The sequence below is a fragment of the Variovorax saccharolyticus genome (genome assembly GCF_030316765.1).
GTDB classification, from domain to species: Bacteria; Pseudomonadota; Gammaproteobacteria; order Burkholderiales; family Burkholderiaceae_C; genus Variovorax; species Variovorax saccharolyticus.
The window spans coordinates 388,300-409,417 of sequence record NZ_JASZYT010000005.1; the positions used below are offsets into that span (position 1 = coordinate 388,300).

The 21,118-nt window shown below is 68.3% G+C and carries 22 protein-coding genes; 9 read left to right on the forward strand and 13 right to left on the reverse strand.

The annotated features are described in order from the left end of the window. Window positions 1-6 precede the first annotated feature (6 nt). The 6 genes from QTI45_RS18005 to QTI45_RS18030 form a co-directional block, all read right to left on the reverse strand. Window positions 7-735: an EAL domain-containing protein gene (locus tag QTI45_RS18005; RefSeq protein WP_286655410.1), complete on the reverse strand. Its 729-nt coding sequence runs from the start codon at window positions 733-735 to the stop codon at window positions 7-9. A gap of 209 nt (window positions 736-944) precedes the next feature. Further along, entirely contained in the window at window positions 945-1,874 is a 930-nt protein-coding gene (locus QTI45_RS18010) for a dihydrodipicolinate synthase family protein (RefSeq protein WP_286655411.1), read from the reverse strand. Further along, on the reverse strand, window positions 1,871-2,767 hold the full coding sequence (locus tag QTI45_RS18015) for an SMP-30/gluconolactonase/LRE family protein (protein WP_286655412.1): 897 nt from the start codon (window positions 2,765-2,767) through the stop codon (window positions 1,871-1,873). Before QTI45_RS18015 ends, QTI45_RS18010 begins: the two co-directional genes overlap by 4 nt. Further along, window positions 2,764-3,528: an SDR family NAD(P)-dependent oxidoreductase gene (locus QTI45_RS18020; protein WP_286655413.1), complete on the reverse strand. Its 765-nt coding sequence runs from the start codon at window positions 3,526-3,528 to the stop codon at window positions 2,764-2,766. The genes QTI45_RS18015 and QTI45_RS18020 overlap by 4 nt, the downstream gene beginning before the upstream one ends. An 87-nt stretch (window positions 3,529-3,615) precedes the next feature. Further along, window positions 3,616-4,629: a methyltransferase gene (locus tag QTI45_RS18025; RefSeq protein WP_286655414.1), complete on the reverse strand. Its 1,014-nt coding sequence runs from the start codon at window positions 4,627-4,629 to the stop codon at window positions 3,616-3,618. Between the two features lie 48 nt (window positions 4,630-4,677). After that, window positions 4,678-5,073, reverse strand: coding sequence for a hypothetical protein (locus tag QTI45_RS18030; protein ID WP_286655415.1), 396 nt, complete (start codon window positions 5,071-5,073; stop codon window positions 4,678-4,680). 156 nt (window positions 5,074-5,229) lie between these two features. Between QTI45_RS18030 and QTI45_RS18035 the strand changes: the two genes are divergently transcribed. From QTI45_RS18035 to QTI45_RS18045, 3 genes are all read left to right on the forward strand, one after another. Then, a complete protein-coding gene (locus QTI45_RS18035) occupies window positions 5,230-5,541 on the forward strand; it encodes a hypothetical protein (RefSeq protein WP_286655416.1) in 312 nt (103 codons plus the stop codon). 118 nt (window positions 5,542-5,659) lie between these two features. Further along, the gene (locus QTI45_RS18040) at window positions 5,660-7,201 is read left to right on the forward strand and encodes an arylsulfatase (protein ID WP_286655417.1); all 1,542 of its coding nucleotides are present in this window, start codon (window positions 5,660-5,662) and stop codon (window positions 7,199-7,201) included. Between the two features lie 43 nt (window positions 7,202-7,244). After that, window positions 7,245-7,799: a hypothetical protein gene (locus tag QTI45_RS18045; protein ID WP_286655418.1), complete on the forward strand. Its 555-nt coding sequence runs from the start codon at window positions 7,245-7,247 to the stop codon at window positions 7,797-7,799. Window positions 7,800-7,840: 41 nt separating this feature from the next. Here the strand turns inward: QTI45_RS18045 and QTI45_RS18050 are convergent, their stop codons facing one another. The 7 genes from QTI45_RS18050 to QTI45_RS18080 form a co-directional block, all read right to left on the reverse strand. Continuing rightward, complete coding sequence (locus QTI45_RS18050; RefSeq protein WP_286655419.1) at window positions 7,841-8,227, reverse strand: response regulator transcription factor; 387 nt, start codon at window positions 8,225-8,227, stop codon at window positions 7,841-7,843. Window positions 8,228-8,248: 21 nt separating this feature from the next. Next, entirely contained in the window at window positions 8,249-8,833 is a 585-nt protein-coding gene (locus QTI45_RS18055) for a hypothetical protein (RefSeq protein WP_286655420.1), read from the reverse strand. A gap of 21 nt (window positions 8,834-8,854) precedes the next feature. After that, window positions 8,855-9,697, reverse strand: a complete 843-nt coding sequence (locus QTI45_RS18060; protein WP_286655421.1) for a DUF2092 domain-containing protein — start codon at window positions 9,695-9,697, stop codon at window positions 8,855-8,857. 61 nt (window positions 9,698-9,758) lie between these two features. Continuing rightward, a complete protein-coding gene (locus tag QTI45_RS18065) occupies window positions 9,759-10,445 on the reverse strand; it encodes a response regulator transcription factor (protein ID WP_286655422.1) in 687 nt (228 codons plus the stop codon). Beyond that, the gene (locus QTI45_RS18070) at window positions 10,442-12,322 is read right to left on the reverse strand and encodes a sensor histidine kinase (protein ID WP_286655423.1); all 1,881 of its coding nucleotides are present in this window, start codon (window positions 12,320-12,322) and stop codon (window positions 10,442-10,444) included. Before QTI45_RS18070 ends, QTI45_RS18065 begins: the two co-directional genes overlap by 4 nt. 213 nt (window positions 12,323-12,535) lie before the next feature. Next, on the reverse strand, window positions 12,536-15,004 hold the full coding sequence (locus QTI45_RS18075; RefSeq protein WP_286655424.1) for a PAS domain-containing protein: 2,469 nt from the start codon (window positions 15,002-15,004) through the stop codon (window positions 12,536-12,538). A gap of 74 nt (window positions 15,005-15,078) precedes the next feature. Next, window positions 15,079-15,861, reverse strand: coding sequence for an IclR family transcriptional regulator (locus tag QTI45_RS18080; protein ID WP_286655425.1), 783 nt, complete (start codon window positions 15,859-15,861; stop codon window positions 15,079-15,081). A gap of 110 nt (window positions 15,862-15,971) precedes the next feature. Between QTI45_RS18080 and QTI45_RS18085 the strand changes: the two genes are divergently transcribed. From QTI45_RS18085 to QTI45_RS18110, 6 genes are all read left to right on the forward strand, one after another. Next, window positions 15,972-16,988, forward strand: a complete 1,017-nt coding sequence (locus QTI45_RS18085; RefSeq protein WP_286373506.1) for a TRAP transporter substrate-binding protein — start codon at window positions 15,972-15,974, stop codon at window positions 16,986-16,988. After that, complete coding sequence (locus QTI45_RS18090; RefSeq protein WP_286655426.1) at window positions 16,985-17,428, forward strand: type II 3-dehydroquinate dehydratase; 444 nt, start codon at window positions 16,985-16,987, stop codon at window positions 17,426-17,428. Before QTI45_RS18085 ends, QTI45_RS18090 begins: the two co-directional genes overlap by 4 nt. Before the next feature lie 171 nt (window positions 17,429-17,599). Then, on the forward strand, window positions 17,600-18,166 hold the full coding sequence (locus QTI45_RS18095) for a TRAP transporter small permease (RefSeq protein ID WP_286373508.1): 567 nt from the start codon (window positions 17,600-17,602) through the stop codon (window positions 18,164-18,166). Beyond that, entirely contained in the window at window positions 18,163-19,443 is a 1,281-nt protein-coding gene (locus tag QTI45_RS18100) for a TRAP transporter large permease (RefSeq protein ID WP_286373509.1), read from the forward strand. Before QTI45_RS18095 ends, QTI45_RS18100 begins: the two co-directional genes overlap by 4 nt. A gap of 162 nt (window positions 19,444-19,605) precedes the next feature. After that, a complete protein-coding gene (locus QTI45_RS18105; protein ID WP_286373510.1) occupies window positions 19,606-20,610 on the forward strand; it encodes a TRAP transporter substrate-binding protein in 1,005 nt (334 codons plus the stop codon). A 17-nt stretch (window positions 20,611-20,627) separates the two neighbouring features. Continuing rightward, complete coding sequence (locus tag QTI45_RS18110; protein ID WP_286655427.1) at window positions 20,628-21,086, forward strand: DUF1810 domain-containing protein; 459 nt, start codon at window positions 20,628-20,630, stop codon at window positions 21,084-21,086. Window positions 21,087-21,118: the final 32 nt, after the last annotated feature.

The window sequence follows — 21,118 nt, forward strand, 5'->3', positions numbered from 1 at the left end:
GGAACTTCACAGCGCGTCCCAGGCGATCGGCGGCAGCACGCCGATGGCGGGCCTCGCGAACAGGTAGCCCTGGAAAAGGCTGACGCCCATGTCCCGCAGCACCGCGTACTCGCCGCGCGTTTCCACGCCTTCGGCGATCACGCGCACGCCCAGTTCGCCGCAGGTCCGGGCGACGCCCCTGACCAGGGTCCGGCGCACCCGGTCCGAGTCGAGCGAGCGCACCAGGTTCATGTCGATCTTCACCAGGTCCGGCTGGAAGGCGGCCAGCAGCTCGAAGCCGGCGTAGCCGGCGCCGAAGTCGTCGATGGCCGAGGTGATGCCGAGATGCCTGAAGGCCCCGAACGAGGCGGCGAGGTCGCCGAGGTTCGGCACGCGCTCGCCCTCGGTGATCTCGAACAACAGCTGGTCGACCGGAAAGCCGTGCCGCATCGCGGTGGCGATCGCGGTTCTGAAGCACTCCTCCTTGCCGGCGACATCGTTGGGTGCGACGTTGAGGCTCAGCTTCACGCCCATGTCCAGCGCCGCTGCCATCTCGATCGCCCTGACACGGCAGGCCTCGTGGAAGGCGAAGCGCTGGCCCGGGCCGACGCTGGCGAGCACTTGCGCCGCGCCCTGTCCCTGCGGTCCGCGCACCAGTGCCTCGTAGCCGAAGATCCTGCGCTCGACGGCGTCCACGATCGGCTGGAAGGCCATCGTGAATGCGGTGTCGGGGCTGGAACTCGGGGCTGGGGCCATGGAAGGGGGAGGAGAGTCGGAGGCTGGCACCGGAACGCTTGCCGGCCCTCATGACAATCTAATCGCCCGCGCTTCGGCGGCCTGTGGCATATGTCACACAGAGCGTCCGCTGGCGGCATCGGGCTCGAAGCCGCCGCCGATCTGTCTCGGTTTGACAACGAAAAGCCAGGGCTGCGGTCATCGCGACCTGCAGCCCCGGTGCGCTGCCTTCAGCGGCCCCAGCGCAGCACCAGGGCATCGAGCCGGCGCGCGGTCTCGATCAGCAGCGAGCGGCTGGCCGGGTGGATCGCCGGGAAGGGATGGCGCGGCGCCTCGCAGGCGATCACGCCGCCTTCCTTCATGAGCGACTTGGCGGCCAGCGGCCCGCACTGGCGGTTCTCGATGTTGATCAGCGGCAGCCAGCGTTCATAGGCCGCGATGGCCTCGTCGCGCCTGCCTGCGCGGTGCGCCTCCAGGATCGGACGGATGCCGTCCGGAAAGCCGCCGCCGGTCATCGCGCCGGTGGCGCCGGCCTCCAGATCGGGCAGCAGCGTGATGGCTTCCTCGCCGTCCCACGGGCCTTCGATGGCATCGCCGCCGAGGCGGATCAGTTCGCGCAGCTTGGCCGCCGCGCCCGCGGTCTCGATCTTGAAGTACGACACCTGCTCGATCTCCGTCGCCATGCGCGCGAGGAAGGCCGGCGACAGCGGCGTGCCGGCGGCCGGCGCGTCCTGGATCATGATCGGGATGCGCACCGCATCGGACAGCCGCGCATAGAACTCGAAGACCTGCGGCTCGGGCACGCGGAAGGTGGCGCCGTGGTAAGGCGGCATCACCATCAGCATCGCGGCGCCCAGGTCCTGCGCGCGGCGGCTGCGCTCGGCGCAGACACGGGTGCTGAAGTGGGTGGTGGTGACGATCACCGGCACCCGGCCGGCCACGTGTTCGAGGATGGTGCGCGTGAGCAGCTCGCGCTCGTCGTCGGCCAAGAGGAACTGCTCGGAGAAGTTGGCCAGGATGCACAGGCCGTCGGAGCCGGCGTCGATCATGAAGTCGACACAGCGCTTCTGGCTCGCGAGATCGAGTTCCCCCGCTTCGGTGAAGGGCGTGGGGACGACCGGGAACAGGCCCTGGTAGCGGGGTGGCTTGGTTGGCGTCATGGCTCTTGTCTCCGGGTTGAACGGGCGTGGGCGAAGCGCGGCTCGGGCAGGCCGCGCCAGCCCGGCTGCAGCACGAAGACGCCGCCGGCCCCGGGTTCCTTCTCGAGTGCCGCGGGGTCGAGGCCGGCGCGCGCCGATGTCAGGTACAGCTGGTCGAGGGCCGCGCCGCCGAAGGCCGGGCAGGTGAGCTGCGAGGCGGGGACTTCGAAGCGCGCCGACTCGACACCCGCCGCGTCGTAGCGCACCACGCGGGCGCCGCGCCACTGGGCGTTCCACAGGCCGCCCTCGGCATCGACGGTCGAGCCGTCGGCGAAGCCGTCGCTCGCGGGCAGCTGCACGAAGCTGCGGGGCGTGCCGATGCGGCCATCGGCGCCGTAGTCGACACGCTGGATCGTTCGCGTCGGCGAATCGGTGAAGTACATCGTGGTGCCGTCGGGGCTGAAGGCGATGCTGTTGCCCACGGCCACCGGCGGCAGCGGCAGACGCTCCACGCGCAGGTCCGGATGCACGCGATAGAAGTGGCCGATCGGCGCCTCGGCCGGATTGAACATGCCGAACACGAAGCGGCCCTGGCGGTCGCAGCGGCCGTCGTTGATGCGGGTGCCCGGCTGCTCGGCATCGACCGGCACGATCGGCGACAGGGTCTCGCGCGCCAGGTCGAACAGCGCGATGCCCGAGGCCAGGCCGAGCAGCAGTTGCGAGTCGTCCGCGCACAGCGCGAAGCTGCCGAGGCGCTCGGGCAGCGTCCATCGGCGCAGGCGGCCATCCGCCGCCTGCCAGCAGTGCAGGGTGGCGCTCTCGATGTCGGTCCAGTACAGGGCGCCGGCGCGTTCGCACCACAGCGGGCATTCGCCGAGCCGGGCCCGGGCATCGACCAGCAGCCTCGGCTTCACGTCCAGCCTCCATCGACCACGAAGTCCTGCGCGGTGCACATGGCGCTGTCGTCGGCCGCGAGGAACAGCGCCATGCGCGCGATGTGCTCGGCCATGAGCGGCTGGTTGATGCACTGGCCGCGCGCGATGTCGGCCCGTGCCGCATCGTCGACCCACAGACGCAGCTGCTTCTCGGTCATGACCCAGCCCGGCACCAGCGTGTTGACCCGGATGTTGAAGGCCCCGAGATCGCGCGCCAGGCTGCGCGTGAGGCCCTGCACCGCGGCCTTGGCCGTGGTGTAGACCGGCATGCCGCCCTGCTTGAGCTTCCAGCTGATCGAGCCGAAGTTGACGATCGAGCCGCCGCCCGCCTTCTGCATGTCGGCCGCCACGTTGCGCGCGGCGAAGAACTGGTGCTTGAGGTTGACGGCGATGCCGGCGTCCCAGGCCTCCGGCGTGGTGTCCTCGATGCGGTGGCGGCGGTCGTTGGCCGCATTGTTGAGCAGCACGCCGATCGGGCCATGGCGCTGGCGCACGTTCTCGATCGCCGCTTCGAGCGCCACGACGTCCGTGAGGTCGGCGGCGACGAAATGCGGCGCATGACGGGCGCGCGCCAAGTCTCGGGCGAGCGCGTTGCCGGCGGCTTCGTCGATGTCGAGGAAGCCGACGCGGGCGCCCTGCGCCGCGAATTGCTCGACCAGCGTGGCACCGATGCCGGTGGCACCGCCGGTGACGAGGACGCTGCGGTCGGCCAGGCTGGGGTAGTGGGCAAAGGCGGTCATGGTGGGCCTGCAGAGTGGGCGGAATGAATTATGTAGTCCCAACGGACACCCCTCGAGACAGCCAGCATCCCAATCGCCTGAGTCCGATCAGGCAGCGGCGGCCTCGACGATGCAGAAGCTGCCGGCATCGAGAACGCGCTCGAGCCGCAGCCCCGACGCTTCGAGGAGGCGGGTGAATTCCGCCTCGGTCCGTTCCCGGCCGCCGGGCCCGACGAGCATGTTCAGGTCGGAAAACTTGGCGTCGCGTCCTTCGTCGGGTGGCGCAATGACACGCTCGACGAGCAGCATCCTGCCGCCTTCCCTGAGTGCGCTCCCGACCCGCGCGAGGATGCGGACGGCGTGTTCGTCGTCCCAATCGTGGATGACGGCGCGAAGCAGGTAGGCGTCGCCGCCTTCCGGGACCGAATCGAAGAAGCTGCCGCCGACCGTGCGGCAGCGGTCGGCGACGCCGGCGCGCGCGAGCAGGGGGGCGGCGGCCGACACGACATGCGGCTGGTCGAACAGCACGCCCCGGACCGCGGGGTGGGCGGCGAGGACCGCCGCGATGAGGGCTCCGTTGCCCCCGCCGACATCGATGACGGTCTCGAAGCGGCCGAAGTCGCAGGCGGCGAGCAGCGCCGCCGTGGAGCGGCGCGAGAGGGAGGTCATCGCGCGGTCGAAGATCGCGCCTTCCTCGGGATGCGTCGACCGGTAGGTCCAGACATCCGTGCCGTGGACATGCTGGAAGGCGTTCTCGCCGGTCTGCACGCTGTGCAGCAATCCGGCCCAGGCCTCCCAGTAGTAGGGGCGACCGACGAAAGCCGCCCAGCCGGCGATCGAATCCGGCCCGTCCGAACGCAAGGCCCGGCCCAGCGGCGCGAGTTCGAAACGCCGGCCCTCTTGCTCATGCAGGATCGCCGCAGCGGCCAGCGCGCGCAGCAGGCGGTACAGCGTGGGCGGATGCGTGCGGGTGGCCGCGGCCAGTTCGTCGCTCGTGAGGGAAGCGTCGGCGAGCAGGTCGGCGATTCCCAGGGTTGCCGCAACGTGAATGGCCTGAGAGACCTGATAACCCTCGACCATGCGGCGAAGCGCGGTCGCCGCATCCGGATCCGTGTGCGCCATCGGGGCCCCCTGTAGCGTGCGTCAGGGAGGCATTGTGGACCCGCTGGGTCAGTTGGTGGGAGCGAGTCCGATCACCTGCCAAGCCCCCTTCGGCTGGCCCTTGCTGCGGCAGAAGATGTAGCTGCCGGAGTTCTGCAGGGCCCGGTGGCGGTTCTCGATCCGGGCCAGCCTGCAGTGCTTGCGGTCCTCGGGGTCCTTGCCCGGCGTGACGCTGCCGCCGCTGGTGCCGCGAGGGTTCTCCCAGGTGACGGCGACACCGTCCGCGCCGCTGTCGAGGGTGCGGTGAACCGTCTGGGTCATCAGGTCGACATCGGCCGTGCTGAACCGCGTGATGGGGGTATCACGCATGGCGTTGAAGAGGGTCAGCGGCCTCGCTCCCGCCGGTACCGTGGCCAGCATGGCCAGCGCCAACGCGAGCAACCTGGGTCCTTGGAACACACTCATATTCGAATCTTCGGGTTGAAGGATGAAGCCGGGCGAATTCTATCGGGCGGCGGCGGCTTGCCCCTTCGGGCAACGAAACTGCCCTTCACCATGATTCACGCGCGCGATAAGCTTCGCGACCATGTGGCAGACCCCCCATCGTCCCAAGGAGCCAGCATGCCCATTCCCAGCCGTTCCTCGGCAGCAGCGACCCTGGCGTTCTGCGCCATCGTCGGCGGTTGCGCCAACTACCAGCCGCCTCCGGTGTTCGCCGGCTTCATGTCGCCCCAGGTGTCGCGCACCAGCTGCGTCGACGCGGTCGCGCGCGAGCACAAGGTGCCCAAGGACAGCGTGAAGCCGCTCTACGATTCGCAGACCATGCAGGAGGGCGTCTACGTGGTCACCCTGAGCATCGGTGCGGGCCAGCCGCAGATCAACTGCACAGTGAACGAGAACGGCGTCGTCTCGGACGTGATCCGCGCGCGCTGAACCCACCGGGCGCGGGCTGCCCGAAAGGGCAAGGGCTCTGCCCGCGGGCCCTATTCGCAGCCTTGGCCGCTGCTGTCAGGATGGTGAGGCGAAGAATCGAACCCCACCGGAGAGACGCATGGCTGACAAGGCCCCCAACATCATCATGATCATGGCCGACGACGTCGGCATCTGGAACCTCAGCGCCTACCACCGCGGCATGATGGGCGGCAGCACGCCGAACATCGACCGTCTGGCCAAGGAGGGCGCGCTGTTCACCGACTACTACGGACAGCAGTCCTGCACGGCGGGGCGCGCCGCCTTCATTCTGGGCCAGACGCCGTTTCGCACCGGCCTGTTGAAGGTCGGCATGCCGGCCGCCAAGCAGGGGCTGCAGGACAAGGATCCGACCATCGCCGAACTGCTCAAGCCCCTGGGCTATGCCACGGCGCAGATCGGCAAGAACCACCTGGGCGACCGCAACGAGTACTTGCCCACGGTCCATGGCTTCGACGAGTTCTACGGCATCCTGTACCACCTCAACGCCATGGAGGAGCCCTACGACGGCGAGTATCCGAAGGTGCCGGGCTTCCACGAGCAGTTCGGTCCGCGCAACGTCATCGAATCCTTCGCCACCGATGTCGACGACCCGACCGAGGAGCCGCGCTGGGGCCGGGTCGGCAAGCAGAAGATCAACGACTGCGGCCCGCTGCCGCCGCACCCGGGCATGGATCCGGCGGCGAAGTTCAGCATGGAGGACGTCGACGCCGAACTGGTGCGGCGCTCGGTCGACTTCATCGACCGCTCCGTGAAGGCCGGCAAGCCCTTCTTCCTCTGGCACAACTCGACGCGCTGCCATGTCTGGACGCACCTGTCGGAGAAATGGAAGGACAAGAGCGGCTTCGGCCTCTACGCGGACGCGATGATGGAACTCGACTGGGTGGTCGGCGAGATCCTTCAGAAGCTCGACGACGAGGGCATCGCCGACGAGACGATCGTGCTGTTCACCAGCGACAACGGCGCCGAGATCTTCAGCTGGCCGGACGGCGGCAACCACCCGTTCCGCGGCGAGAAGGGCACCGTCTTCGAGGGCGGGTTCCGCGTGCCGATGCTGGCGAAATGGCCCGGCGTGATCCAGCCCGGAACCATCGTCAACGAGATCATGGCGGCCGAAGACTGGCTGCCGACGCTGGTCGCCGCGGCCGGCGAACCGAAGGTCAAGGAGAAGCTGCTGACCGGCTACAAGGCGGGCGAGAAGACCTTCAGGAACCACCTCGACGGCTACGACTTCATGCCGTACTTCAAGGGCCAGGCGCCCGGGCCGCGCCACGAGTTCTTCTACTTCAGCGACAACGCCGACCTGATGGCGGTGCGCTACAACGCCTGGAAGGTCAGCTTCAAGACCATCGAGGGCAACCTCTTCAACGGCAAGCCCGATTCGACCAACGTGCCGCTGGTGACCAACCTGCGGCAGGACCCGTGGGAGCGTTACCAGAGCGAAAGCCTGCTGTATGGCCGCTGGTGGGGCGAAAAGCTCTGGACGATGATTCCCGCGGTCGGCATCGTGGGCCGCTTCCTGGCCACCTTCAGGGAGTACCCGCCGAGCCAGGTGTCGGGCTCCTTGAGCGTGGAGAAGGCCCTGCAGATGCTGCAGGAAGGAAGCCGGGGCAGCGGGGGATGAAACAGCCTCGCTTGCCGCGCCGCAAGCGTGGTTCAATAACGGGATGAAACCCGCCCCAGCCGCCAAGCCGCCGTGGCGCCGGCGCCTGCTCGACGAGGCCAAGGAGATCGGCGTCCTGACCGGCTACCTCTTCGTCACCATCGCGGCCGTGAACGTGATGAAGGCCGCGGTGCTCCACGACCATGGCATCCACGCCGCCTATTGGGGCGTGGCCATCGTCAAGGCGGCGCTGCTGGCGAAGTTCGTGATGCTCGGCAAGGCGCTGAAGGTCGGCGAGCACAAGGCGACCGACCCGCTGATCTGGCCCACCTTGCACAAGGCGTTCGCATTCCTGGTGCTGCTGGTCGTCCTGACGGGGCTCGAAGAGCTGGTCAAGGGCTGGATCGAAGACCGGTCGTTCACCGAGTCGCTGGCCCGCATGACCGGCCACCGGCTCACTGAAACCCTGGCCGACATACTCCTGCTGTTGCTGGTGCTGATTCCGTATTTCGCCTTCCAGGTGCTGGCCGAGGCCCTCGGCGAGAAGAGGCTGGTCCGGATGTTCCTCTCGGACCGCCATGCCTTCGACGACAAGAAGCCCGGCGAGCCGCGTGCCTGAGACCTGCCGCGGCGGGCGCATCGATGACGCGCCTGGCTGCCTCAGGGCACGGCCCCGTGATCGACTGCAGCGTCGATCGCCTCCAGCAGGTCCTTGCCGTGGAACGGTTTCGACAGATAGGCCGATGCGCCGCGTCTCATCGCCTCGGCGCGCAGCTCCGGCGTGTCATGGGCCGTCACCACGATCACCGGCGGCCAGTGGCCTTGACGACGCAGTTCGGTCAGCAGCTCCAGACCGGACAGGCCCGGCAGCTTGAAGTCGCTCACCACGCAGGCGGCACCGGCGACCGGGCCGCCGTCGAGCAGGGCTTCGGCCGACGCAAAGGTCTGCGTCTTCAATCCGGCGGCGTTGAGCAGCCGCCGGATCGCCTGGCGCATGCTGTCGTCGTCGTCCACGACCAGTACCGCGCCGGTCGGGATCGGTGTCATCGCCAAGCCGGCGCTGCGCGCCTACGGCGCGCCGACGACCGTGTAGTAGACGCCGTTGGCGCCGTAGAAAGGCCGGAACCAGCTGTCCCCGACCTGGTAGTAGTCGACGCCGTAGCGGTTGACCATGACCGCGCCTTCGGGCACCCGGGCATAGCTGACGCCCAGCGGATAAACCGCCCGGTTGGCGCTGGCAACCGCCGCACCGGCGGCCACGCCCACCACGGCACCGGCGGCCACCGCACCCGCGCAGTCGTAGCAGCCCGCGTGGTAGTAGGGCACCGCCACCGGCGCGTGGTAGGGCGCGTAGCCCGCCGCGCCGTAGGCCGGCGGCCGGTAGGTGCTGAAGCCCCCGGCGGTGGTGTGCACCGCGCCGTAGCCCGCCACGCCGGTGGTCGTACCGCCGTACACGTTGGTGTGGCTGGTGGCACCGTCCCAGCTGTGGGTGGTGGTTCCACCGTAGCGGTTGGTGTGCTCGGCGCCGCCCCAGCCACCTTCGGAGTGGCCGCCGAAGCGGTTGGCGCTGGCCCACGCAGCCGCCGGCGCGTGGAACCCGGCCGCGACGAGCAGGGCGGCCAGCAGAGGCAGAGATGTCTTGAGGGTGGTCATCGTTGGTGCTCCTCCTGCTGCCTATTTCGCATTGGCCGAAGCCTTGGTGGCCTTCTTCGCGGGGGGCACCGGCTTCGGCGCCGCGAAGGCGATCTTCTTCGCGTTGGCCGCGTTCATCGCCGCGAAGGCCTCGGCCGCGATCACCGGATCGAGCTTCCAGTTCGACAGCTCGACCTGGTGGCGCAGCCGCAGCGGATCGCCGCGGAACACCGCGCGCATCTTGCGTGGCAGCTTGTCGTCGGCGCCGATCCAGATCTGCATGAACATCTGGTCGCTGGCGATCGCGACCATCTCGGTGGTGATGCCGCCGACGACCTTCGACTGGCCGATGTAGAAGGCCTTGGTGAGCCCCTCGCCGAGCGTCTTGAAGGGGTCGCTGCCGACGATGTCGGCAAAGGGGAAATAGATCGCCGCGTTGTCGAAGGCCTGCTTCAGCATGGCATCGATGGTGGGCGGGGCGGGTGTCACGGCCACCAGGTTCTCGGCCGGGGCGAAGGCCGTGAGGGTCTTGCCGTCGTAGTAGTACTCCGCGGGCGGACCATCGCCCAGCGTGACGACGCGCAGCCTGTCGGGGCGCTGCAGCAGCACCTCGGAGCTCGTGGCATAGGCCAGCGGGGGACCCACGCTGCTCGGGCTCTCGTAGGTCGCGACGGCCGTGAAGGCCAACGACTTCGCGCCCGTCAGGCTGGCACTCATCGCGCGCAGCAGGTCGATGGCCTTGGCCTCGAGCTGGGGCGCCCGGGCCTGCGGAGTGGCCGCAGCGCGAGCCGGCCTGGGCGGCGTGGCCATCTGGGCGGCGGCATCTGCCGCCAGCCAGCCGGCAGCCGCGAAGATCAGCGCGGCAGTGAATCGGGACCGGTCCATGGACACCTCCTGGCGCAGGGCGACGGCCTATGGTCAGCCCGTCTGGCACCCCGGCCGACCATCATCTGGTTCGCATGGCGGGCGCGGAATCGGGTGCAGGGGCAAGTTCGTTGCCCGAAAGGGAAGCGACGCCCAGCCCGGATGCCTGGCGCTGCTCGGCCAGGCGGCCCAGCTCGGCCGCGGACTCGACCCCCAGCTTCGACATCAGCTGCGAGCGCTGCGTCTTGACCGTCCGCTCGCTGGTGTGCAGTTCGTCCGCGATCTGCTTGTTGAGCCTGCCGGCGACGATGCGGTCGAACACCTCCTGCTCGCGGGGCGTCAAGGTGGCGAACAGCGCGGCCAGCCGTTGCCGCGCCTCGCGCGCGGCGCGCTGCGATTCATCCTGCGCGAGCGCGCGCTGGAGCGCGGCGATGAGGGTGTCGGCTTGCACCGGCTTCTGCAGGAAATCGACCGCGCCGGCCTTCATCGCCCGCACGCTCGACGGCACGTCGTCGCGGCCGGTGAGGAACACGACCGGCAGCAGGCAGCCGTGCTGGCGCAGGACCTCCTGCAGCTCCAGCCCCGAGGGACCGGGAAGGTTGACGTCGAGCAGCAGGCAGCCTGCATGGTCGGGCAGGGGATGCAGCAGGAACTCGCCGGTCGCCGCGTAGCCGCGGGCCTCGAATCCTGCCGCGTTCAGCAGGCGCAGCAGTGCGATGCGCAGTTGCTCGTCGTCGTCGACCACGTGAATGACAGGTGTCGGTCTCATCGGCGCTCCTGATGCCCGGCGTGGGCTTCGACCCGGATCGGCAGTTCGACGTGGAAGACGGTCGATTCGCCCGGCGTGCTCGCGGCCCCGATTCGTCCGCCATGGGCCTCGACGATCGAACGCGTGATCGACAGGCCCAGACCCATGCCGCGGCGCTTGGTGCTGAAGAAGGAATCGAAGAGCTTGGGCAGATCGTCCGGCGCGATGCCATGGCCGCGGTCGCTCACCGTGACCGAGACGCTGTCGGCGCGCTCGGCAATGGCCACCACGATGGTTCGCCGCGGCTCGGGCAGGTTGTCCACCGCATCCATGGCGTTGAGCACCAGGTTGATGAGCACTTGCTGGATCTGGATGCGGTCACCGACGACCTGCACGGGATTCGTGCTCGGCCGCATCACCAGTTCGATCGAACGCCGGCGCGCCTCCCCCTCGATCAAGGCGCATCCCTGGGCAATCGCCTCGTTGAGTTCCAGGGGCTGGCGGGCGATCGTGTGCTTGGCCAGCAGCGCGCGCAGCCGGGCGATGACGTCGCTGGCGCGCAAGTCGTCGCGCCGGATGTCGGCCAGGATGCTGCCGATCTCGTCGGCGCTCCGATGGCCCGACTTCAGCATCAGCTCGGCGGCCTCGGTGTTGGCGAGGATCGCGGCCAGCGGCTGGTTGATCTCATGGGCGATCGACGCGGTCAGTTCGCCCGCGATCGCAAGGCGCGATGCGTGCGCGAGTTCGCTGCCCCGCTGCACCAGCGCCACCTCGGCCTTGCGCCGACGGCGGTGCTCGAGCATCAAGGCGGCGATCAACCCGGCTTGCAGAAGAATCACCGTGGCGCCGATCAGGGCCGCCGTGCGATAGGCTTCCCAGAAGGTGGGTTGCTTGAATTCGACCACCGCATCGCTCGGGATGTCGGCATCGGAGATGCCCCAGCGGCGTGTCTGCCGCAGGTCGACGTTCAAGGTGTTCGGCATGCGCTCGGGCAACTCGAGCGACGCGGCTGCGGCGCCGCCCAGCAGGCTGTTGACGATCTCGCCCGCCTGCCGGCCCATGGCCTCGAAGCGGGGCACGCGGCCGCCGACCGCGCCCGTGCCGACGAAGGTGCTGAAGGTTCCGTAGACCGGCACGGCCGAAGCCTGGGCGATCAACTCGACCGAGTCGCGCGGCGAGAACCACTGCGCGTCGCCGCTCTGGTAGAAGCCGGGGGTGAACACCAGCGAGCCGGCGGCGAGTTCGCGCAGGCGCGCCGTCAGGTCGTCGATCGGCAGACCGGCAAGGAACTCGGGTTGCAGGTGCCCGCCCAGGCGCGCAGCCTTGTCGCGCAAGAGCGCGTCCCACTGGCGGTCGCGCGGCGTGCTGCCGGTCACGAAGTAGATGCGCTCGGTCTTCGGATGCCAGCGCAGGGCCTGTTCGATCGTGCCGCCGATGTCGTAGTCGACCGGGACGCCGACCACATCGGCGGGCATCGGGCGCAGCGGCGTCGGGAAACTCGCGAACACCGCCGAATGCACCACCGGGACGCCCGGGAACAGCGCCTCCCGGTGGCGCAGCACGAAGTCCAGCGAATCCCTCGCGACCGCGACCACCACGGCCGGCGGGTGGTCGGCGTACTTGTCGTGCAGGTAGGTCGTCATGGTGTTCTCGTAAGCCTCGCCGACGAACTCCGGGCGATCGAGGAACTCGCTGAATATCTGCACCGGGCGCTTCGCGCTGCTGTCGATCGCACTGCGCAGCCCGGCCTCGACATCGATGTTGCCGGGCACCAGGCGGCCATTGGAATACAGCACCAGCACGAAGCTGCCATGGCCTGCGATCGCGTAACCACCGGCCATGAGAAGGCACAGCGCGACGATCACGGACCGGGCCCGGCGGGCGCCCGATGTCGTCATCGGCACGCGGGCTCCGCTCGGGTGAAATCCTCCAGTGCATTCGGCTGCGCGGGTGAATCGCATCGCATCGTTTTTTGTTTTCTCGACAGCGGCACGGTAACCAGTTTTTCTGCATCGGCGCTTCCGCCGACTCGACTATCCGGCCTATTTCGAAGGGCCGGCCCCGATGCCGAGGCCCGTGGCGAGACTGCGGCCCGCCGGGTGCGCTGTTCGCTAGTGCCCGATCATCGCCCGCACCCGATTCGCCAGCGCAGCGACCTCGAAGGGTTTGGTCATGATCTCCATCCCCGGTTCGAGGTGCCCGTCGCCCACGGCCGCGTTCTCGGCATAGCCGGTAATGAACAGCACTTTCAGTCCGGGCCGCACGACCCGGGCTGCATCGGCGACCTGGCGCCCGTTCATCCCGCCCGGCAAGCCGACGTCGGTCAGCAGCAGGTCGATTCGTCGGGTCGTCTCGAAGACACGGAGGCCCGCACGCCCGTCCTCGGCGCCGATGACCTGGTAGCCGGCTTCCTGCAGCACTTCGGTGATGAGCAGCCGGATCGTCGCTTCGTCCTCGATCACCAGCACGGTCTCGCCGTCGCCTCGCTCCATCGCCTCCCGCAGCGCGACCGCTTCCTCGGCGCCGGTGTCTCCCGCGTGCCTCGGAAGATAGAGTCCCATCGTCGTCCCGTGTCCGGGCTTCGAGCGGATGCGGACCTGGCCCCCCGATTGCCGCACGAAGCCGTAGACCATCGACAGCCCGAGGCCGGTGCCCTGTCCCAGCGGCTTGGTGGTGAAGAACGGATCGAAGGCCCGCGCCATGACCTCGGACGACATGCCGACGCCGCTGTCGGTCACGCACAGCGAGACGTACTGGCCGGGCGCCAGCTCGCGCTCCGCCGCCGCCCGCTCGTCGAGCCATTCGTTGGCGGTCGCGATGGTCAGCCGGCCACCGTCCGGCATGGCGTCACGGGCATTGATGCACAGGTTCAGCAGGGAGTTCTCGAGCTGTGACGCATCGACCCGGGTGGGCCAGAGACCGCCGGCACCGACGACCTCGAGCGTGATCGCCGGGCCGACCGTGCGCCGGATCAGATCCTCCATGCCGCCGACCAGGCGATTGAGATCGGTGGGCTTCGGGTCCAGCGTCTGTCGCCGCGAGAACGCCAGCAGCCGCTGCGTGAGGGCGGCGGCCCGGCGCACCGAGTCCTGGCCCATGCCGATGTAGCGTTCGACGCCGTCGAGCTTGCCCTTGGCCAGACGCGCCTCCAGCACCTGCAGGCTGGCGCTGATGCCGCCGAGCAGGTTGTTGAAGTCGTGCGCGATGCCGCCCGTGAGCTGCCCGACCGCCTCCATCTTCTGCGACTGGCGCAGGGCCTCCTGCGCCAAGGCGAGTTCCAGCTGCGTCTCCTTCTCGGCGGTGATGTCGCGGCCGCTGCAGTAGTACTTGCCTTCTTCGGGCACGCCGATCCATGACAGCCAGCGGTAGCTGCCGTCCTTGCAGCGGTAGCGGTTGACGAAGTTCAGCACCGGCGTGCCGGCGACCAGCTGCTCGAAACCCAGGCGCGTGGCCTGGCGGTCGTCCGGGTGCAGCAGATCGAAGATCGGGGTGCTGCCGACCTCTTGCTGCGACCAGCCGAGCACTGCCTGCCAGGCGGGGTTGGAGGTCTCGAACACGCCGTCGCCGTTGAGCACGCCGAGCAGGTCGGAGGTCAGCTCCCAGAACAGGCCGCGCTCGCGCGAGCGCTCGATCACCTGGCGCTCCAGGTCGGCGTTGAGAGCGAGTAGCTGTTCCTCGGTGCGCCGCAGCGCATGCACCGATTCGGTCCGGTCGGTGACATCGACGCCCTGCACGAAGATGCCGGCGACGCTGCCCTCGGCGTCGCGGATCGGCTGCAGCACGAAGTCCAGAAAGCGCTCGCCGACCGGGCCGCCGGGCTCGGTCGCGACCGCGTACTTGGAACTCGTCGCGGCATGCGCTTCGCCGCTGGCATAGACCCGGTCGAGCAGCGCCAGGTAGCCTTGCGCGGCGACATCGGGCAGCGCCTCGGCAAGGGTGCGGCCGAGCACCGGGCGGTGGCCGATCAGCCGCATGTAGCCGGGATTCGCGAGTTCGATCCGATGCTCGGGGCCGCGCAGCATGGCCATGAAGCTCGGCGCCTGCTCGAAGAGCTGGGCGAGGCGCTCGCGCTCGCTGCTCAGGCGCCGCTCGGCCATCACCTTGGCGGTGGTTTCGACGACCACCGCTATCACGCCCGCGGGTCGACCCGCCTCGTCGAGCAGCGGCGAGTAGTCCAGATTCATCCAGACCTGCTCGGCGCGGCCGTTGCGGTGCAGCGTGAGTTCCTGGTCCTGGTAGTTGAGGGTGCCGCCCGCCAGCCCGACCGTCATCACGTTGTCGTTGAAGTCGGAAACCTCGTCCCAGCCTTCGCGCACGTTCGAGCCCAGCAGGGCGGGATGCCGGCTGCCCGCGAAGACCGCGTAGGCGTCGTTGTAGACCATCACGCCGGCCTCGCCCCAGAGCATCACGATCGCGACCTTGGATCGCAGCATCAGCGCCGTGGCGTTCTTCATGTGGGGCGGCCAGCCGGCGATCGGGCCGAGGGAGGTCCGGCCCCAGTCGAACTGCGCGATCAACACGCCGAGTCGGCCGCCACCCGCGAGGAACGGCAAGGCCATGTCTTCTTCGCCGCTGCGCATCGATGGTCTTCCTTGCACCGGCCCGGCCATCGTGGCAGCGGGCGCGTCCGGATGCTAGCCGATGTGCCCGGCCTTCAGGCCCGGCGCTTGAACAGCGCCGAGGCGCCGCTGGCGTGGGCCACGTCCTCGGCGGCGAGCAGCAGCGTCGGCCCCAGGGCCAGCATGCGCTCCTCGGTCAGGCGCACCAGCGGGCCGGCGATCGTGATGACGCCGATCACCGCGCCGTTGCCGCTGCGCACCGGTGCCGCCATCGCGGTCATGGCCGGCGCGAACACCTCGTTGATCATGCTGAAGCCGCGCTTGCGCGCCGCGCGCAGGTAGGCCAGCAGCGCCTTCACCGTGGTCGGTGCGCGGGGGCCGAAGTCCTCGGGCTTGCCGAAGCCCTGGCGCGCCACCAGCTCGAGCGCCTGCTCGTCGCTCATGGTCGACAGCCAGGCATGGCCGGCCGAACTGCAGGACAGATTCACCGACAGGCCCATGTCGGGGTCGTAGCGCAGCCCGCGCGTGGCGCCCTGCGCCTTGGCGACGAAGGTCAGCGCATCGCCATCGACCACCGCGAGCCGCACCAGCTCGCCCGATTCGGCCGCCAGCCGGTCGAGCAGCGGCTGGGCGACGTCGACGATCCCGCTGTTGCTCAGGAAGCACAGGCCCAGGGACACCAGCTTGATGGTCAGCATGTAGTCGCCGTGGCTCTGGTCCTGGCGCACGTAGCCGCAGCGGATCAGCTCGGAGAGCAGGCGATGCGTCGCGCTCAGCGGCATCTGCAGGTCGCTGGCCAGGGCGGACAAGGGCCGGCCTTCGGGATGGGCCGCGAGGTGCTCCATCAGCTTGAAGCTGCGTTCCAGTATTGCGCTCATGACAGTCGCGACTTTACTCCGGATTCCGCCAAGTGTTTTCCCTTGTGGAAAACATTTCCAGTTTTGCCTATGATCGCGCCCCATCGCACATCACCCACTGGAGAACCGCCTTGAGATTCATTCTTCGTTCGCTGGCCGGCGCCGGCCTTTCGCTCGCCCTGGCCATGCCGGCCCTGGCCCAGGAGGCGCAGGAGCGCGTCATCCGCTTCGGCCACCTGAACAATGCCGACCACCCGGTGAGCTTCGGCGTCAAGCGCTTCGCCGAGCTGCTGGCCGCCAAGAGCGGCGGCAAGATGAAGGTGCAGGAGTTCCCGGCCTCGCAGCTCGGCAACGAGATGCAGCAGCAGTCGGCCCTGCAGGGCGGCGTGCAGCAGATGTCGGCACCGGCCACCACCTCGCTGGCCGGCATCGTGAAGGAGTTCGGCCTGGTCGACTTCCCGTTCGCGGTCGCCAACTTCGCGCAGGCCGATGCGCTGCTCGATGGCCCGCTGGGCCAGGCGCTGATCGACAAGCTGCCCGAGAAGGGCCTGGTCGCGCTGGGCTACTGGGACCTGGGCTTTCGCAATGTCACCAACAGCCGGCGGCCGATCGCCAAGCCGGAGGACCTCGACGGCCTGAAGATCCGCGTGATCCCCAACCCGGTGTTCCTCGAGACCTTCAAGGCCTTCAAGGCCAACCCGGTGCCGATGCCCTTCGCGGAGCTGTACGGCGCGCTGGAAGCCAAGGCGGTGGACGGCCAGGAGAATCCGTTCTCGGTGATCCTGTCGAACAAGTTCTTCGAGGTGCAGAAGTACCTGAGTGCGACCAACCACGTCTATGCCGCCAACATCGTGCTGGTGAGCAAGAAGTTCTTCGATTCGCTGAGCCCGACCGAGCAGAAATGGATGCGCGAGGCCGCCAATGAAGCCCGCGGCTACCAGCGCCAGGTGAGCCGCGCCGCGGCCCAGAAGTCGGTGGGCGACCTGCAGGCCAAGGGCATGCAGTTCAACGAGGTGGCGCCGGCCGAGCAGGCCCGCATGCGCCAGATCGCCAAGCCGGTGGTCGACAAGTTCGCCGCCAGCTACGACCCGGCGATCGTCAAGCTCTACAACGACGAACTCGCCCGCATCCGCAAGTCCGCACCATGAAGATCCTCGTCCTGCACGGCCCGAACCTAAACCTGTTCGGGCGCCGCGAACCCCACATCTACGGCAAGACCACCCTGGCCGAGATCAACGCCCGGCTCGAGAAACTGGCCGGCGAGCTCGGCGTGACGTTGGACATCGTCCAGTCGAACATCGAGGGCGAGCTGATCAATTTCCTGCACCACAACATCGACGAGGCGCAGGGCGCGCTGGTCAATCCGGCCGGCCTGACGCAGCACGGCGTGCCGCTGCACGACGCGATCAAGGCCATGCCTTTTCCGGTGCTGGAGGTCCACATGTCGAACATCGCGGCGCGCGAGGCATGGCGGGCCCACTCGATCATTTCGCCGGCGGTCAAGGGGACCATCCAGGGCCTCGGACCCCAGTCCTACCTCGCGGCGCTGCGCGCCCTCGTTGAAATGCAGCAGGAAGCCAACCCCTGAGCTTGTGCCTTTCGCGTTCGATGATCGAACGCGAAAGGGCGATCATCGATCAGTTTCAGGGTTAGCACCCTGATGCGCATATCGGCGACTCCGCTTCGAATAGAGGCCCCCGGAGAGGCCATGCCCACAAACTGCAACAGTCGATGACGGTTCACCAATGAGATCAACAACATGAACAGATGGATTGACCGATGCTGCACCGGCATCGAGGCGCTCATCGCCTTCTTCCTCGCGGTGATGGTGGTGCTGGTGTTCGGCAACGTGGTCCTGCGCTACGGCTTCAACTCGGGCATCACGGTGTCGGAGGAGGTCTCGCGCTGGCTCTTCATCTGGGTGACCTTCCTGGGCGCGGTGGTCGCGCTCAAGGAGCACGGCCACCTGGGCGTCGACATGGTGGTGCAGAAGCTGCCGCCCGCGGGCAAGAAGTTCTGCCTCGCGGCGAGCCACGCCGTGATGCTCTACATCGTCTGGCTGCTGTTCCAGGGCAGCCTGGCCCAGACCCGGATCAACTGGGATGTCACGGCGCCCGTCACCGGCGCGTCGATGGCGGTGGTCTATGGCGTCGGCGTCGTGTTCTCGGTGCTCGCCGCGTTCATCCTGGCGCTCGACCTGTGGCGCCTGCTGAGCGGGCAGATCGCCGATGAGGACCTGGTCATGGTGCAGGAGTCCGAGGAAGCGGTGCAGCTGAAGGAAATCCTTGGCACCGCCGCAGCCGACGGGCAAGGGAGCCGCAAATGACGATCATCGTCTTCGTCGGCTCGCTCCTGCTGGCCATGGCGATGGGCATTCCCATCGCGTTCTCGCTGCTGGCCAGCGGTGTCGCGCTGATGTGGCACCTCGACCTGTTCGATGCCCAGATCCTGGCCCAGAACGTGATCGGCGGCGCCGACAGCTTCCCGCTGCTGGCCGTGCCCTTCTTCATGCTGGCCGGCGAGATCATGAACGTCGGCGGCCTGTCCAAGCGCATCGTCGATTTCGCGCTCGCGCTGGTGGGCCACATCAAGGGCGGCCTGGGCTACGTCACGATCCTGGCGGGCTGCCTGCTGTCGGCGCTCTCGGGCTCGGCGGTGGCCGACGCGGCGGCGCTGACGGCACTGCTGCTGCCGATGATGGTCAAGGCCGGCCACGACAAGGCGCGCGCCGGCGGCCTGATCGCGGCCACCGGCGTGATCGGGCCCGTGATCCCGCCCAGCATCGGGCTGGTGATCTTCGGTGTCGCGGCCAATGTGTCGATCTCCAAGCTGTTCCTCGCGGCGATCGTGCCGGGGCTGCTGATCGGTGCCGCCCTCTGGCTCACCTGGGCCTGGCTGGTGCGCAAGGAGAAGATCGTGCCGCCGCCGCGCCAGTCCGGTGCCGAGATCTTCACCGCCTTCCGCAAGGCCCTGTGGGCGCTGATGCTGCCGTTCATCATCCTGGTGGGCCTGCGCATGGGGGTCTTCACGCCGACCGAGGCGGCGGTGGTGGCTGCGGTCTACGCGCTGTTCGTCTCGACCGTGATCTACCGCGAGCTGACCTGGGGCGATCTCTATCGCGTCTTCGTCGGCGCCGCCAAGACCAGCGCGATCGTGATGTTCCTGATCGCCGCCGCGATGGTCAGCGCCTGGCTGATCACGGTGGCCGACCTGCCGTCGAAGGTGGTCAGCCTGCTGCAGCCCTTCATGGGCAACCAGATCCTGCTGATGATCGCGATCATGATCCTGGTGATGATCGTCGGCACCGCGATGGACATGACGCCGACGATCCTGATCCTGACGCCGGTGCTGATGCCGATCGTGAAGGCGGCGGGGATCGACCCGGTGTACTTCGGCGTGCTGTTCATCATCAACAACTCGATCGGGCTGGTGACGCCGCCGGTGGGCACGGTGCTCAACGTGGTGGCTGGCGTGGGCAAGATGAAGATGGACGACGTGACCCGCGGCGTGGTGCCGTTCATGATCGCCGAGTTCGTGGTCATGTTCCTGATGGTGCTGTTCCCGTGGCTCGTCATCTGGCCCGCCCGCTTCTTCGGCGGCTGAAATGTTGCCCACCCCCGATAGCGCCTACGGCGCCCCCCTCAAGGGGGCGATACCAGCGGACTGGCAAAGCCAGATCCGCGGTATCCCTGGCAATGGGCTGCGCCGGATCATGCGCAGCGCCATAGGCAATCTGAAACCGATCAACTAAAGGAGAGACTTCTCATGAAAAACATCGCTCGCAACACCCTGGTCGCGCTGGCTGCGGTGCTGGCCCTGTCCGGTGCCCAGGCGCAGGTCAAGGAGCGCACGCTCAAGTTCGCGTTCCAGAACCAGACCGGCCACCCGCAGGCGCAGGGCGCGCAGAAGTTCGCCGACCTGGTGGCGCAGAAGTCCGGCAACAAGATCACGGTCAAGCTGTTTGCGGGCGGTGCGCTCGGCGGCGACCTGCAGACCGTGTCGGCGCTGCAGGGCGGCACGGTGGAGGTGACGGTGCTCAACGCCGGCATCCTGGGCGCGCAGGTCAAGGAGTTCGCGGTCTATGACTTCCCCTTCCTGTTCAACAATGCCAAGGAGGCGGATGCCGTGACCGACGGCGCGTTCGGCAAGGGCCTGATGGCCAAGCTGGACGACAAGGGCCTGCACGGGCTGGGCTACTGGGACCTGGGCTTTCGCAACCTGACCAACAGCAAGCGCCCGATCGCCAAGGCGGACGACATCGCGGGCCTGAAGATCCGCGTGATCCAGTCGCCGATCTACATCGACCTGTTCAACACGCTGGGCGCCAATGCCACGCCGCTGCCGTTCCCCGAACTGTATTCGGCACTCGACCAGAAGGCGGTGGACGGCCAGGAGAACCCGAACACGGTGATCCTGTCCTCGAAGTTCGCCGAGGTGCAGAAGTACCTGACCCAGACCCGCCACATCTACAACCCGCAGGCGCTGATCATCAGCAAGAAGACCTGGGACGGCATGAGCGCGGACGAGAAGAAGATCATCTCCGACGCGGCAGCCGAGGCCACCACCTTCCAGCGCGAGGTGTCGCGCGGCGCTGCCGACAGCGCGCTCGAGTCGCTCAAGAAGGCCGGCATGACGGTCACCGAACTGCCGCCGGCCGAGATCGCCAAGCTGCGCGAGAAGGTCAAGCCCGTGATCGACAAGCACACCGCCGCGGTGGGCGACGCGACCGTCAAGGAGCTGATGGCCGAGATCGCCAAGGCGCGCAAGTAGGCAAGCAGGGCGCTTCCATGCCGGCGCCGCCGCGCCCTGCTGCCGACGACCTGCAGCGCTTCGTCGATGCCCAGGCGCCGGTCCATGAGGCGGTGCGCCGCGAACTGCGGGCCGGCCGCAAGACCAGCCACTGGATGTGGTTCGTGTTCCCGCAGTTGCGCGTGCTGGGGCGCAGCGCGACCGCGGAGTTCTACGGCCTCGCGGACCTCGCCGAGGCCCGGGCCTTCGCGGCCCATGCGCTGCTCGGCCCCCGCCTGGTCGAGTGCGCCGGACTGGTGCTCGCGGTCGAGGGCCGCAGCGCGCACCAGATCTTCGGATCGCCCGACGATCTCAAGCTGTGCTCCTGCATGACGCTGTTCGAAGCGGCGGCGCCATCGGAACCTGTCTTTGCCGAGGTGCTGGAGCGCCTTTATGCCGGCAGGCGTGATCCGCTCACGCTGGCGGCACTCGGGCGCGCGGCGCCGCCGGCGGGTTGATACCGCACCGAGTCGCGCCCTGAGCGTACAGC

What these genes read in the sequence shown, in the direction of transcription:
- QTI45_RS18060 (WP_286655421.1), bottom strand. Translation starts at nt 9,697, where the DNA reads ATGGACCGGTCCCGATTCACTGCCGCGCTGATCTTCGCGGCTGCCGGC.
- QTI45_RS18005 (WP_286655410.1), bottom strand. Translation starts at nt 735, where the DNA reads ATGGCCCCAGCCCCGAGTTCCAGCCCCGACACCGCATTCACGATGGCC.
- QTI45_RS18105 (WP_286373510.1), top strand. Translation starts at nt 19,606, where the DNA reads ATGAAAAACATCGCTCGCAACACCCTGGTCGCGCTGGCTGCGGTGCTG.
- QTI45_RS18030 (WP_286655415.1), bottom strand. Translation starts at nt 5,073, where the DNA reads ATGAGTGTGTTCCAAGGACCCAGGTTGCTCGCGTTGGCGCTGGCCATG.
- QTI45_RS18070 (WP_286655423.1), bottom strand. Translation starts at nt 12,322, where the DNA reads ATGACGACATCGGGCGCCCGCCGGGCCCGGTCCGTGATCGTCGCGCTG.
- QTI45_RS18025 (WP_286655414.1), bottom strand. Translation starts at nt 4,629, where the DNA reads ATGGCGCACACGGATCCGGATGCGGCGACCGCGCTTCGCCGCATGGTC.
- QTI45_RS18035 (WP_286655416.1), top strand. Translation starts at nt 5,230, where the DNA reads ATGCCCATTCCCAGCCGTTCCTCGGCAGCAGCGACCCTGGCGTTCTGC.
- QTI45_RS18045 (WP_286655418.1), top strand. Translation starts at nt 7,245, where the DNA reads ATGAAACCCGCCCCAGCCGCCAAGCCGCCGTGGCGCCGGCGCCTGCTC.
- QTI45_RS18020 (WP_286655413.1), bottom strand. Translation starts at nt 3,528, where the DNA reads ATGACCGCCTTTGCCCACTACCCCAGCCTGGCCGACCGCAGCGTCCTC.
- QTI45_RS18080 (WP_286655425.1), bottom strand. Translation starts at nt 15,861, where the DNA reads ATGAGCGCAATACTGGAACGCAGCTTCAAGCTGATGGAGCACCTCGCG.
- QTI45_RS18100 (WP_286373509.1), top strand. Translation starts at nt 18,163, where the DNA reads ATGACGATCATCGTCTTCGTCGGCTCGCTCCTGCTGGCCATGGCGATG.
- QTI45_RS18065 (WP_286655422.1), bottom strand. Translation starts at nt 10,445, where the DNA reads ATGAGACCGACACCTGTCATTCACGTGGTCGACGACGACGAGCAACTG.
- QTI45_RS18110 (WP_286655427.1), top strand. Translation starts at nt 20,628, where the DNA reads ATGCCGGCGCCGCCGCGCCCTGCTGCCGACGACCTGCAGCGCTTCGTC.
- QTI45_RS18075 (WP_286655424.1), bottom strand. Translation starts at nt 15,004, where the DNA reads ATGCGCAGCGGCGAAGAAGACATGGCCTTGCCGTTCCTCGCGGGTGGC.
- QTI45_RS18040 (WP_286655417.1), top strand. Translation starts at nt 5,660, where the DNA reads ATGGCTGACAAGGCCCCCAACATCATCATGATCATGGCCGACGACGTC.
- QTI45_RS18090 (WP_286655426.1), top strand. Translation starts at nt 16,985, where the DNA reads ATGAAGATCCTCGTCCTGCACGGCCCGAACCTAAACCTGTTCGGGCGC.
- QTI45_RS18095 (WP_286373508.1), top strand. Translation starts at nt 17,600, where the DNA reads ATGAACAGATGGATTGACCGATGCTGCACCGGCATCGAGGCGCTCATC.
- QTI45_RS18055 (WP_286655420.1), bottom strand. Translation starts at nt 8,833, where the DNA reads ATGACCACCCTCAAGACATCTCTGCCTCTGCTGGCCGCCCTGCTCGTC.
- QTI45_RS18050 (WP_286655419.1), bottom strand. Translation starts at nt 8,227, where the DNA reads ATGACACCGATCCCGACCGGCGCGGTACTGGTCGTGGACGACGACGAC.
- QTI45_RS18010 (WP_286655411.1), bottom strand. Translation starts at nt 1,874, where the DNA reads ATGACGCCAACCAAGCCACCCCGCTACCAGGGCCTGTTCCCGGTCGTC.